Here is a 12231-nt window from a genome sequence, read left to right on the forward strand (position 1 = left end):
GCCGTGAGATGGTCGAATATGGATCTTCGTCGGCTCCTGAAACTCTTTCTAGCGATCTTCGTGACCATCGGCCTCTCGGTGGCGCCAATGGTGACTCCGGCGGCCGCCAAAAGCCCGTCGGCCACGATGACCGACATGTCGGCGATGTCCGGTGACATGCCCTGCTGCCCATCCGAACAGAAGAGTAAGGATTGCCAGGACTGTCCACTTCTCGCGATTTGCGTGTTGAAGACCGTCCAGGCGGGGCCCTCTTTGGCGCCACCCATGACGGTTCGCCACGCCGTCCGAACCTACCACTCGATGCTGAATGACGCGCTGACCGATGGCGTCAACCGTCCCCCTCCAGACCACCCTCCTCGCACTTCGATCTGAGCGGCGCTGAGCGCCGTCGCTGCCGCGTGCCTCCAGGCGCGCGGATGACGCATGCCGTTCGCGGCACATCAGATTCAATCGAGGATACCAAACCATGAAGACGTCTAACTCCCCGCGCGCCTTCCGGGCCGCGTTGCTCGCTGTCGCTTTGGGCGGCGCAAGCACGGCTGCACTGGCTGACATCAAGGACTACACGTTCGAGCTCGTCGATCAGTCCGTTCAGGCCGGCCCCGACAAGATCATCACCGTTCGCCTGATGAATACCAAGACCGGCAAGCCCGTGCCGGATGCCGTTATTTTTGCAACCCGTCTCGACATGGCTCCTGACGGCATGCAGGAGATGGCCACCAAGGTCACGCCAGTATCGGGGGCCGAGCCCGGCACCTACAAGTTCAAGGCCACTTTCGGAATGGCCGGTCGCTGGCAGCTTTCTCTGGGCGCCAAGGTGCAGGGAGAAACCGGCTCCGTCGAGAACAAGCTCGTCATCACGGCGCAGAAATGAACCGCGCCGTTTTAGCTGGCACCGCCGCCGCGTTCATCGCGGCGGCCGGAGGCGGATTCATCATCGCGCAGCGACCGTTGACGCACGCCCTCGCCGTAGCCACCCCCGCCGATGCGCAGGAAGCCCGAGCGCCGATCTACTATCAAGATCCAGACGGGAAGCCCGCATACTCGTCGACGCCGAAGAAAACGCTGGACGGCCGCAACTACCGCGCCGTTCCGGCGAACGCTGACATCAGCTTCGAGGATATCATAACCGAGCCGGTGCCGGGTCCGAACTCGGTGAGTACAGAGCGTAGGATCAAGTATTACCGCAATCCGATGGGACTGCCGGACACGTCGCCAACGCCGAAGAAGGACTCCATGGGGATGGATTACATCCCGGTGTTCGACGGTGACGATTCCGACAATGGATCAGTCAAGCTCTCTCCGGGCAAGATACAGCGCACGGGCGTGAAGTCCGAGCCAGCCGCCAAGCGCGTGATCCTGACGACGATCCGTGCACCCGGCACGATCCAGCTCGACGAACGGCGCATCTCCGTGATCTCGATGCGCGCGGAAAGCTGGGTGCAGAAGGTTGCCGATGTCACCACCGGCACGAAGGTCCGCAGCGGGCAGCCCTTGATGGATATCTACAGCCCGGCGATCTCGTCCGCTGCGGCGGAATACGTCGCGACGATCACGTCGAAGACAACCGGCGGCGACGGACTGTATGGGCGCGGGTCCCGTCAACGGATCATGAATCTCGACGTTCCGGACACGGTGATTGCCGAAATCGAGAAGAGTCGCATCGTCCCGATCTCCATCGCGTGGGCCGCCCCGCGGGACGGCATCGTTCTTGAGCGCAACGCCGTCGAAGGAATGCGGGCGCAACCCGGCGACATCCTCTTTCGTATCGCCGACACGTCGCTCGTCTGGGCGATGGTCGATGTCGCGGAGCGCGATCTTGGCGCCATCGCCGTCGGACAGCCGGTGACCGTCCGGACGCGTAGCCTCTCCGGCAGGCAGTTTGCAGGCAAGGTCAACGTGATCTATCCGCAGGTCAATCGCGAGACCCGGACGACACGCGTCCGTATCGAACTCACAAACGCCGATCTCGCTCTGCTACCGGACATGTATATCGACGCTTCGATCGAGACCGGAAGTGCGGATCCGGTCGTGTCCGTCCCGGAGAGCGCTGTGATCGACACCGGCACCCGGCAATCGGTGCTCATCGACAAAGGACAGGGTCGCTTCGAACCGCGCGGCGTCGAACTCGGCCGTCGCGGCGGCGGCTATGCCGAAATCCGCGAGGGAGTCGCAGACGGCGAACCAGTCGTCATTTCGGCCAATTTCCTGATCGATGCTGAAAGCAATCTGAAGGCCGCACTGAAGGGCTTTTCCGACGCGAGGAGCCCACAATGATCGCCCGCATCATCGCATGGTCGGCGCGCAATCTGCTGCTGGTGTTGTTCGGCACAGGGTTCGCCGCAGCCGCTGGCATCTACGCACTGGCGCATCTGCCGCTCGACGCCATCCCGGATCTCTCCGACACGCAGGTCATCGTCTATACCGAGTACCCCGGCCAGGCGCCGCAGGTGATCGAGGATCAGGTCACCTATCCGTTGACGACGGCAATGCTCACGGTGCCGAAGTCGAAAGTGGTGCGCGGGTTCTCGTTCTTTGGCGTGTCGTTCGTCTATGTCATCTTCGAAGACGGGACCGACATCTACTGGGCCCGGTCGCGCGTTCTCGAATTCCTGAACGGAGCCACGTCCCGCCTGCCCGCCGGCGTCACGCCGACGATGGGCCCCGACGCCACCGGCGTCGGCTGGGTCTACCAGTACGCGATCATGTCCAAGGAATTGAACCTTGCCGACACACGGGCGATCCAGGACTGGAATTTGAAGTTCGCGCTCGCTAAAGCCGAAGGCGTCGCCGAAGTCGCCAGCGTCGGTGGCTTCGTCAAGCAATATAACGTCGTGCTCGATCCACTTCGGATGCGCGACCTCGGCATCACCATGCAGAAGATGCGGGATGCCATCCGCGCTAGCAACGCCGATGTCGGCGGTCGCACGGTGGAGCTGTCCGAATTCGAGTATGTCATCCGTGGCAGAGGCTATCTGAAGTCAATCAACGATCTCGGCAATGTCGTGCTCAAGACCAACAACGGCACGCCGGTCCTGCTCCGCGACGTCGCGCGCGTCGAACTCGGCCCCGACGAGCGGCGCGGCATCACCGAACTCAATGGTGAAGGCGAAGTCGCCAGCGGCATCGTGCTGCAGCGTTTCGGCGTCAATGCGCTCGACGTCATCGAGAACGTCAAGAAGCGCTTCAAGGAGATCGCCAGCAGTCTGCCGAAGTCCGTCGAAATCGTTCCGGTTTACGACCGCTCGAACCTGATCAACGCCGCCATCGCCACGCTCAAGCACACATTGCTGGAGGAAAGCGTTGTCGTCGCGCTCGTCTGCATCTTATTCTTGCTGCATGTCCGCAGTGCCCTGGTTGCGATCCTGATGCTGCCGGTCGGCGTGCTGATGGCGTTCGGCGCCATGAAACTGCTCGGTCTTGGCTCCAACATCATGAGTCTCGGCGGCATCGCGATCGCCATCGGCGCCATGGTCGATGCCGCCATCGTCATGATCGAGAACGCCCACAAACATCTCGAACGCGCGGCCCCCGGCAAGTCGCGTGTCGAGGTCCTGATCGAGGCAGCCTCCGAAGTCGGCCCGGCGCTATTCTTCAGCCTGTTGATCATCACCGTGTCGTTCATGCCGATCTTCACGCTGGAATCCCAGGAAGGACGTCTGTTCAGCCCTCTGGCATTCACCAAGACGTTTGCGATGGCCGCCGCCGCCATCCTGTCGGTGACGCTGGTCCCGGCCCTGATGATCATCTTCGTTCGCGGCCGGATCGTTCCGGAACACAAGAATCCGATCAACCGCTTTCTGATCTGGGTCTACCGGCCTGTCATCACCGTTGTGATGCGCGCAAAGACGCTGGTCGTCCTGCTCGCAGTCGCCGTTCTCGTGGCGAGTGTCTGGCCGGCACGTCAGCTCGGGACCGAGTTCATGCCCAGTCTCAATGAGGGCACGCTCATGTATATGCCGACGACGCTGCCGGGCATCTCCGTTACGAAGGCCGGAGAACTGCTGCAGACACAGGACAGGATCATTCGGTCGTTTCCGGAGGTGGCTTCGGTCTATGGCAAGGCAGGGCGCGCTGCCACAGCGACTGATCCGGCCCCCTCCGAAATGTTCGAGACAATCATCAACCTCAAACCGAAGGAAGAGTGGCGATCCGGTCTCACGGTTGATGGACTGATCGCCGAGATGGACAAGGCGCTGCAGTTTCCGGGCGTGTCGAATGCATGGACCATGCCGATCAAGGCCCGCATCGACATGCTGTCGACCGGCATCCGCACGCCCATCGGCGTGAAGGTGATCGGCACCGACCTTGTCGAGATCGACCGGCTTGCCAGGCAGATCGAGCAGGTCCTGAAAACCGTTCCGGGGACGTCGTCCGCCTATGCCGAGCGCAGCATCCGCGGCTACTACCTCGATGTGACACCGGATCGAGAGGCATTGGCGCGCTACGGCATCATGATCCAGGACGTTCAGGACGTGATCGGAACCGCGCTCGGCGGCCAGACGGTGACGACGACCGTGGAAGGCCGGCAACGCTTCACCGTCAACATGCGGTACCCCCGCGACCTCAGAGACAGTCCGCAGGCTATCGCCAGTGACGTGCTGGTGCCGATGCCCGGAGGTGGCGCGGTCCCGCTCGGCGAAGTGGCCAGGATTGCGCTGGCGAGAGGGCCGACGTCGATCCGGACAGAGAACGGACAGTTGGCCACCTACATCTATGTCGACATCCGCGACCGCGACCTCGGCGGCTACGTGGCCGACGCGCAGCACGCGGTCCAGGCAACCATTCAATTTACGCCTGGCTATTACGTGATGTGGAGCGGCCAGTACGAATATCTCGAACGTGCGACGGCGCGCCTGAAGATCGTCGTGCCGGTAACGCTGTTGATCATCTTTCTGCTGCTGTACCTGAACTTCCGGTCGATCAGCGAAACGATGATCGTCATGCTGTCGCTGCCGTTCGCGCTGGTCGGCGGCCTTTGGCTGATGTGGTGGCTCGGCTTCAACCTGTCGGTTGCAGTCGTAGTCGGTTTCATTGCGCTGGCCGGCGTTGCCGCCGAGACCGGCGTGGTGATGCTGATCTATTTGAATCAGGCATTGACCGCGATCCAGGCGCGACGGGACATTGAAGGACGGCCGCTGACGCGCAACGACCTGTACGATGCCATCATGGAGGGAGCGGTCGAACGCGTGCGTCCCAAGATGATGACGGTGGTCGCCATCATGGCGGGCCTGCTGCCGATCATGTGGAGCACCGGCACGGGCTCGGAGATCATGCAGCGCATTGCGGTGCCGATGATCGGCGGCATGATCTCGTCGACGCTGCTGACGTTGATTGTGATCCCCGCGATCTATGCAATTGTTAAGGGCTATCGGCTGCCTCAGGCCGGCTTGATCTCGGCAGAAGAGATCGTGCCCGTGACCAGATAGCCCGGAGCCTGGAGGGACGTGTTCGGACTCAGCCGAACACGTCCTGCACGACGCCGTCCTTGATCACATCCACGCCGTCGAGCGTGATCGTGGTCTTGAAGATCGGCAGATCGAAATGCCCCGCGGTGTAACGGCCCGCGAATTCATTGGCACCGGTCGAGAACAGGAAATTGCCGGCCACCGCGCGGATTTCCGTGCCGTTGGTATCGCGCTGGTCATACATCTGCAGCGCCTCGTAACGCGCATTGGGATTCATGCCCCAGCCCACATGCGACACGGCATAGGCTTCGCGGTCGCCCCACGCCGCGAGATAGCGCTTCATCATCTCGGCATCGGCGCCCTCGCCCGTGAGCTCGGTGAGATAGTCGTCCTTGAACAACATCTTCACCGGCGACGTCAGATAGCGCTTGAAGGTCAGGTTGATATCGCCTGCATCCATCACCACCGTGCCGTTGATGGTCTTGCTCTTCGGAAAGCTCACCACGATGCCGCCCGGCCAATGTGCCAGCGTGCCCGGCTTGTCGGTCCAGCCCCAGACGCCGACGGTGGCTGCGCTTTCCATGTTGACGTCCAGATCGGTGCCCGCCTTCGAGGTCACCTTCATGTGCTTCGTGCCGCGCAGCATCTTCGCCGCCGCGCGCACGCGCTTCTCGAGCGCCGAGTCCGGCACCATGCGCTCGAGCGCTTCCGGATGCTCGTTGGAAATCACCAGAATGCGCGCGCCGGCCTTCAGGATCTCCGGTGTTTCCTTGGCATGCATCAGGCCTTCGATGGTGCAGTCGACCACGAAACCCGCCTGCTGCAATGCTGACACCACTGGCCCGAGCTGCTGGATCGCTTCGGACGCGCCGGTGGAGCGGATCGGAACGACCTGCTTGTTGCGCGGCGTCGGCACCACGACGTGGAACGGCCGCGCGCCCATGCGGAGCAATGCCAATTCGGCAATGTGCACATTCAGCGCGCGCGATTGCGTCTCGGAGAGGATGGCGGCAGTGTCGCCGGGCTTGACCGCGCAGCGTTCGAAGATCTCGCAGAATGCGTCGATCCATTTCGCCTCGATGCGATCCGCCAGCATGCCGTTTCTCCGTGTTTTAAAGCGATTATGGTTGGATGATAGGCGTGGTCATGTTATATGAAAAGGAATATTTTTAATCTTGAAGGACAATCCGGCGCTGTATTTTGGGCAGTCGCGGGTGTCGCGGAGCGGCGAATTCCATGGCGGTTGACAAGACGGCGCAGGACAAGGTCGCGGATAACAAGCTCCCGGACAAGGCGCAGGCGGTCAACCCCGCGACCTTCCGTCAGGCACTGGGTCAGTTCCCGACTGGCGTCACCGTGGTCACCGCAACGACAGGCGATCATCCTGTCGGCATGACCGCCAATTCGTTCTCGTCGGTGTCGCTCGATCCGCCGCTGGTGCTGTGGAGCGTCGCGAAATCTTCGCCGAGCCACGATCCCTTCGTCGAAGCCGATGCTTTCGCCATTCATTTTCTCGGTGCCGATCATGGCGAGCTCGCGATGCGCTTCGGCCGTCGCGGCTCCGACAAGTTTGCTGATATCGCCCATGCGCCGGGCATCAGCGGTGCACCGCTGATCGAGGGCCTCGCACCGATCTTCGAATGCAAGACCTGGGCGCGCTATCCCGGCGGCGACCACACGATCCTGGTCGGTGAAGTCGTGCACTTCGTCGAGCGCAATCACGACCCCCTCGTCTTCCACTCCGGACAACTCCGCCGCATCGACAAGGCACAGCCACGTGCGCCGGCCCTGGCCAGCAACAGTTTTGCACGCAGCTACCTGTCCTATCTGCTGGCGCGCGCCAGCTTCAACGTGTCCAGTTCGTTCCACGCGCGGCTGAAGGAATGGGACCTCACGGTGCCGGAATGGCGCGTGCTGGCCTGTCTTGCCGACGTCGAAGGCCTGTCGGTGGGTGAACTCGCCGCAATGGCTTTGATGAAACAGCCCGGCCTGACGAAAGTGCTCGACCGCATGGAGCGCGACGATCTGCTCAAGCGCAAGAGCACCTCGAACGATCGGCGCCGCGTCACGCTCTACCTGACCGCGAAAGGCCGCGCGCGCGTCAAGCCCGTGCAGAAGGCGGCGCTCGAACATGAGGCGGAACTGCTGAAGCGCTTCAGCGACGACGAACGCGCGACCATCAAATACACGCTGGATCTCCTGATCGACAGCGGCATGTCGGACGCGACGAGCGAGTAGCAACAATCACTGCTCGTCTCCTCCGTCATTGCGAGGAGCCCTTTCGACGAAGCAATCCAGTCTCTCTTCAAATAAAGAACTGGATTGCCGCGTCGCTTCGCTCCTCGCAATGACGGCGGAAAGGCTCAAGCAAACGAAAATGCCCGGCACAAGGCCGGGCATGACGGAGAGTGTCATTGTTTGTAGGTGAGCGACGCCGTTACTTGATCGGCGCGACGACCTTGCCCTTCAGCTCGGAGACGTCGAGCTTCTTCGGCAGCATTCCGGATTCGACATAGGTGTCGAGCATCTTCTGGATCGCGTCGAAGTTCGGCGCGGCGCCGGGGTCGCGTGCGAAGTCGTTATCCTTCAACAGGTAGGTTTCCAGCACCGGGATCGGCGCCTTCATCACTTCGTTGACAACCTTCAGCGTTTCGTCGCGGTTGGCCAACGCCTTCTGCATGCCCAGCGTCAGATCGCGCACATACATTTTGGCCAGTTCCGGATTCTTCTCGATGAAGTCGGCACGGCAGGCTTCGAGGATGTGCACGATGCCGTCCTGCTGCTGCGACAGCGAGAACAGCTTGCGGGTGCCGCCCTTCGCTTCCATGCGCGCGGCGAAAGGCTGGTTCATCACGGCGGAGTCGACGCGGCCCGAACGCAACGCCTCTTCCGAGAGCGCGAAGCCGACTTCAACCAGCTTGACGTCCTTGGCCGGATCGAGACCGGCCTGCTTCAGCAAGATCGCCATCGGGCCATAGATGCCGGAGCCGAGCGTGTTGATCGACATCGTCTTCCCCTTGAGGTCGGCGATGGTCTTGATCGGCGAGTCGTCCTTTACCGCCCAATAGACCGAGAAGCTGCCCGGTTTTTCGAACACGTGCTGCGCAACGATCGAAGCCTTGAGGTTGCCGCTCTGCACGCCCTGCGCCAGTGCCAGCACCGATTGCGTCGCGCAATCCAGCGCGCCGGCCGCGAGTGCCTGCGTCATCGGCGCGGTGCCCTGAAACTGCACCCACTCGATATTGTATTTCTTGCCGAGATCCGCAAATTCCTGCGGACGCTTCATCATCCAGTATTTGGATTCTTCGGCCGGGATGGTCCAGCCAACCTTGATGGTTTGTTGGGCAAATGCCGAGCCACTGCTCAGCAACGCTCCGAGTGCTAGAGCCGCCACAACGCCACGCTTCGATGCGATCCGCTTCATCCTGAATTCCTCTGTTTTCAGCGATCCGGCCGCAGTCAGAAACGAATGCAATTCTCTTGCCGAAGCGCTCCCCACTCACAATTGTTTCATGCTTCAAATGATCGCGCAATATGCCTCGCTATGGGCTATATTGAAGCAGACTGGTTGAACTGCCAGCCCGGGAATTGATTCACCATGAGCAATGACTCCTTCTTCTCCGACCTCCTCGCATCCATCTCGGAACGCGGACGCACTCTGCTGCGGCTCGGTCCCGCATCTGTCGATCCCAAACAGAACGCATCGGATTTGATCGAACTCTGTGCGGAGCTGTTGTCAGGACGCGGCGAAGCGTCCGGCACGGTCCTCGCGCGCGGCGTGCTCGATCGCTACAAGAGTCTCGACGAGGCCGGCCGCCTCACCTTCTTCGAAAACCTCGCACAGAATTACGGTCCCGATCGTGACAAGCTTGAAAAGGCCATCGAAGCATGGCGTGCCAAGCCGACCGGCGACGTCTCCGGCGAATTGCATTTCGCATCCGAGCCGCAGCGGCAGGAACTGTTTCGCCGGCTGAACCGCGCGCCGAACGCGACCAGCGAACTCGTGAAGATGCGTGAAGATCTTCTCGATCTGAAGAATGGTAACAAAGACCTCAACGCCGTCGATCGCGACGTCGTTCATCTCTTGGCATCCTGGTTCAACAGGGGATTTCTGGTGCTGCGCAAGATCGACTGGTCCACGCCCGCCAATGTGCTCGAAAAAGTCATCAAATATGAAGCGGTGCATGAGATCCACGACTGGGACGATCTGCGCCGCCGCATCGATCCCGTGGATCGCCGCTGCTATGCGTTCTTCCACCCTGCCCTTGTCGATGAACCGCTGATCTTCGTCGAGGTTGCGCTCACCGAAACCATTCCGGGCGCCATCGCGCCGCTGCTCGCGGTCGATCGCCAGCCGGTGCCGATCGAGCGCGCACGCACCGCCGTGTTCTATTCGATCTCCAACTGCCAGCGCGGTCTCGGCGGCATTTCCTTCGGCAATTTCCTGATCAAGCAGGTGGTCGAGGAACTGCGCCGCGAATTGCCGAAGCTCGATACGTTCGTGACGCTGTCACCGGTGCCGGGTTTCATGAAGTGGCTCAAGAAGGCCGATGACCTCAACCTGTCCAACGAGGATAAGGCGCTGGTCGATATGCTCGCCGATCCGCTATGGGTCAACGACACAGCGCTGACGGCGCAGCTCAAACCGGTGATGGAGCAGCTCGCCGCGCATTACTTCCTGAGAGCCAAGAGCCCGCGCGGCGGTCCGATCGATTCCGTTGCCCGCTTCCATCTCGGCAACGGCGCACGGCTCGAGCGCATCGACTGGCTCGGCGATACGTCGGCGAAGGGCCTGCGCGAATCCGCCAGTCTGATGGTGAACTATCTGTATCGTCTCGACGATATCGAGAAGAACCACGAAGCCTATGCCGACCATTACGAGATCGCGGCATCGAGCGCGGTGAAGAAGCTGCTGAAGAGTGAAAGCGGCGGCGGGCTGCGTTTGCTGGACAGCATGCGGCTGTCGAGAGCGGAGTGACGAACTTCACCTCTCCCCGCTTGCGGGGAGAGGTCGACTGAAACGCGCGAAGCGCGTGGAAGTCGGGTGAGGGGGACTCTCCACCTGCTCAGCTCTCGGAGAGTCCCCCTCACCCGTCGCGGACTTCGTCCGCGCCACCCTCTCCCCGCCTTGCAAAGCAAAGCTTCGCCCGGGGCGAGGGGCATCCCTCACTTACAAGGCTTGCTGTCCTTCACATTGAACTTGCTCATGGCGCCGCCGATGACGAAGTCATTGTAGTCCAGCATCAGCGACCGCGAGACACCGTTCTCATAGAGTTCAAACGACATCGCATAGACCGGCGTCTGCTCGCCGCCGTCGGAGGATTTGGCCGACTTGTCGTAATAGCTGACGGTGACCGGCCAGCGCGTCAGCTTCTTCATCCCGTCATCGCCCGTCGAAGGATCGGGTTCGCTCACCTTGCGGTCGCCGGGGATCGCCTGCCCGATCACCGTGAGCGTGCTGTAGACCTTCTCGCCGGTATCCGAACCGTCGTAGACATTCAGTTCCAGCACCGACTTGCCGTCGCGTGCGGCGGCAATGATGCGATGGATCTGCTCGGTCGGAAACACCGTGGAGCCCTCCAGCGTGAAGGTCTTCGCCACCGGCTGCTTGAGCTTGACGGTGACGTGGTCGCCCTCGCGCTCCGCCATGCCGTCGACGGCGCTGGCATCGCCATCATTCATGCGGGTGTCGATCTTGAACCGATAACTCTTGCCGTCGCCGGCTTCCCAGCTGGTGGAGCGCAGGTCGCTCAGCGTGGTCTTGTCCTCGCCGCTGTTCAGCTCCGAGACCTGACGGAAGTCCGACGTGTAGCCTTCGCAGGCACTGCCGGTAAAATTATAGAGGATGCGGCCGCTGGCGCTGTTGACGCTGGCATTGCCCCGCGACTTCAACAGCTTCAGCTCATACAGCGCCTGGTGCGCCACGAACGGCGTGCCCGCAGCAGGCGGAGCCGCGAATGCCGACACCGGCGCTACGAAGGTCGCAATGGTCAGTGCCAGCGAAGCGGCCTGGAGGCGCGAAACGGAGGAAATGCGGCGCATGGGTTTTCCCTGGATTCTGGAACTACAACAATAGAGAGCGTCCTATTGCGTCGCAACTACGGCCACGCCGGATTCGCACTGCGGAAATGCCATATTCTGCAGCGAATCTTGCCAAATCCGCACAGTTGCGGCGGCGACCCGGTGTCGCCGGATCGTCACTTGCGCGGCGACGCGGTATGGGTGAAACAGACGGTGCCTGAACCCTTTGGGGACTTTTGTTCAGGCACATCATCAATTGTTTGGGGAATCACGATGGCAGGAACGGTCGAGCAGAAACTTGCGGATCTGGGGGTCAAGCTTCACGAGCCGGTGAGCCCCGTAGCGAACTATGTCGGCTTCGTCCGCACGGGCAATCTGCTGTTCGTCTCCGGTCAGATCTGCATGGGCGCCGACGGCCAGCTGATCGCCAAGGGCAAGCTCGGCGCCGGCGTCACGCTCGAACAGGGCGTCAATGCGGCGCGCGGCTGCGCCATCAACATCCTGGCCCAGGTCAAGGCTGCGCTCGGCGATCTCGACAAGGTGGCCCGCGTCGTCCGTCTCGGCGGCTTCGTCAATTCGACGCCGGATTTCATCGACGCGCCGAAGATCATCAATGGCGCATCAGACCTGATGGTCGCGGCCTTCGGCGACAAGGGCCGGCATTCCCGCGCCGCTGTCGGCGTCGCCTCGCTGCCCGCCGATTGCGCGGTCGAGATCGACGCCGTGTTCGAAGTCATCTAGCTTTTCGTTTTGACGCGTTTTCTTCACGCGAACCGGTATCCACTTCGCTTGAAAACGCTCT

The 12231-nt window shown here is 61.7% G+C and carries 10 protein-coding genes; 7 read left to right on the forward strand and 3 right to left on the reverse strand.

The genetic code is table 11. From position 1 onward, the window contains the following. Nucleotides 1–18 precede the first annotated feature (18 nt). The 4 genes from AB8A50_RS09570 to AB8A50_RS09585 all read left to right on the forward strand — a co-directional run bounded on the left by AB8A50_RS09570 (nucleotide 19) and on the right by AB8A50_RS09585 (nucleotide 5429). Nucleotides 19–372 carry a hypothetical protein gene (locus tag AB8A50_RS09570; protein ID WP_439077515.1) on the forward strand — a complete coding sequence of 118 codons (354 nt, stop codon included), beginning with the start codon at nucleotides 19–21 and terminating at the stop codon, nucleotides 370–372. A gap of 94 nt (nucleotides 373–466) precedes the next feature. Next, entirely contained in the window at nucleotides 467–874 is a 408-nt protein-coding gene (locus AB8A50_RS09575) for a FixH family protein (RefSeq protein ID WP_089263747.1), read from the forward strand. Further along, a complete protein-coding gene (locus AB8A50_RS09580; RefSeq protein ID WP_439077516.1) occupies nucleotides 871–2277 on the forward strand; it encodes an efflux RND transporter periplasmic adaptor subunit in 1407 nt (468 codons plus the stop codon). The genes AB8A50_RS09575 and AB8A50_RS09580 overlap by 4 nt, the downstream gene beginning before the upstream one ends. After that, a complete protein-coding gene (locus AB8A50_RS09585; protein ID WP_439077517.1) occupies nucleotides 2274–5429 on the forward strand; it encodes an efflux RND transporter permease subunit in 3156 nt (1051 codons plus the stop codon). The genes AB8A50_RS09580 and AB8A50_RS09585 overlap by 4 nt, the downstream gene beginning before the upstream one ends. A 28-nt stretch (nucleotides 5430–5457) precedes the next feature. On the opposite strand, the gene AB8A50_RS09590 is transcribed toward AB8A50_RS09585, so the two are convergent. Further along, nucleotides 5458–6504, reverse strand: a complete 1047-nt coding sequence (locus AB8A50_RS09590; RefSeq protein WP_439077518.1) for a peptidase M29 — start codon at nucleotides 6502–6504, stop codon at nucleotides 5458–5460. A gap of 140 nt (nucleotides 6505–6644) precedes the next feature. Between AB8A50_RS09590 and AB8A50_RS09595 the strand changes: the two genes are divergently transcribed. Next, nucleotides 6645–7646, forward strand: a complete 1002-nt coding sequence (locus AB8A50_RS09595) for a flavin reductase (RefSeq protein ID WP_439077519.1) — start codon at nucleotides 6645–6647, stop codon at nucleotides 7644–7646. Nucleotides 7647–7845: 199 nt separating this feature from the next. Here AB8A50_RS09595 and AB8A50_RS09600 read toward each other — a convergent pair whose 3' ends face one another. Further along, nucleotides 7846–8832 (reverse strand): ABC transporter substrate-binding protein, encoded by a 987-nt coding sequence (locus tag AB8A50_RS09600; protein ID WP_120292027.1) that lies wholly within the window; start codon nucleotides 8830–8832, stop codon nucleotides 7846–7848. 174 nt (nucleotides 8833–9006) lie between these two features. On the opposite strand from AB8A50_RS09600, the gene AB8A50_RS09605 reads away from it, so the two are divergent. After that, nucleotides 9007–10386, forward strand: a complete 1380-nt coding sequence (locus AB8A50_RS09605; protein ID WP_439077520.1) for a malonyl-CoA decarboxylase — start codon at nucleotides 9007–9009, stop codon at nucleotides 10384–10386. Between the two features lie 188 nt (nucleotides 10387–10574). Here AB8A50_RS09605 and AB8A50_RS09610 read toward each other — a convergent pair whose 3' ends face one another. Beyond that, nucleotides 10575–11450 (reverse strand): cell envelope integrity EipB family protein, encoded by an 876-nt coding sequence (locus tag AB8A50_RS09610; protein WP_439077521.1) that lies wholly within the window; start codon nucleotides 11448–11450, stop codon nucleotides 10575–10577. Nucleotides 11451–11702: 252 nt separating this feature from the next. Between AB8A50_RS09610 and AB8A50_RS09615 the strand changes: the two genes are divergently transcribed. Beyond that, nucleotides 11703–12170, forward strand: a complete 468-nt coding sequence (locus AB8A50_RS09615) for a RidA family protein (protein ID WP_089263740.1) — start codon at nucleotides 11703–11705, stop codon at nucleotides 12168–12170. Nucleotides 12171–12231: the final 61 nt, after the last annotated feature.

It is taken from the genome of Tardiphaga sp. 841_E9_N1_2, from assembly GCF_051811065.1.
GTDB lineage: Bacteria > Pseudomonadota > Alphaproteobacteria > Rhizobiales > Xanthobacteraceae > Tardiphaga > Tardiphaga robiniae.

Coding starts and splice junctions, on each gene's coding strand:
- AB8A50_RS09570 (WP_439077515.1), top strand. CDS start 19: ATGGATCTTCGTCGGCTCCTGAAACTCTTTCTAGCGATCTTCGTGACC.
- AB8A50_RS09575 (WP_089263747.1), top strand. CDS start 467: ATGAAGACGTCTAACTCCCCGCGCGCCTTCCGGGCCGCGTTGCTCGCT.
- AB8A50_RS09580 (WP_439077516.1), top strand. CDS start 871: ATGAACCGCGCCGTTTTAGCTGGCACCGCCGCCGCGTTCATCGCGGCG.
- AB8A50_RS09585 (WP_439077517.1), top strand. CDS start 2,274: ATGATCGCCCGCATCATCGCATGGTCGGCGCGCAATCTGCTGCTGGTG.
- AB8A50_RS09590 (WP_439077518.1), bottom strand. CDS start 6,504: ATGCTGGCGGATCGCATCGAGGCGAAATGGATCGACGCATTCTGCGAG.
- AB8A50_RS09595 (WP_439077519.1), top strand. CDS start 6,645: ATGGCGGTTGACAAGACGGCGCAGGACAAGGTCGCGGATAACAAGCTC.
- AB8A50_RS09600 (WP_120292027.1), bottom strand. CDS start 8,832: ATGAAGCGGATCGCATCGAAGCGTGGCGTTGTGGCGGCTCTAGCACTC.
- AB8A50_RS09605 (WP_439077520.1), top strand. CDS start 9,007: ATGAGCAATGACTCCTTCTTCTCCGACCTCCTCGCATCCATCTCGGAA.
- AB8A50_RS09610 (WP_439077521.1), bottom strand. CDS start 11,450: ATGCGCCGCATTTCCTCCGTTTCGCGCCTCCAGGCCGCTTCGCTGGCA.
- AB8A50_RS09615 (WP_089263740.1), top strand. CDS start 11,703: ATGGCAGGAACGGTCGAGCAGAAACTTGCGGATCTGGGGGTCAAGCTT.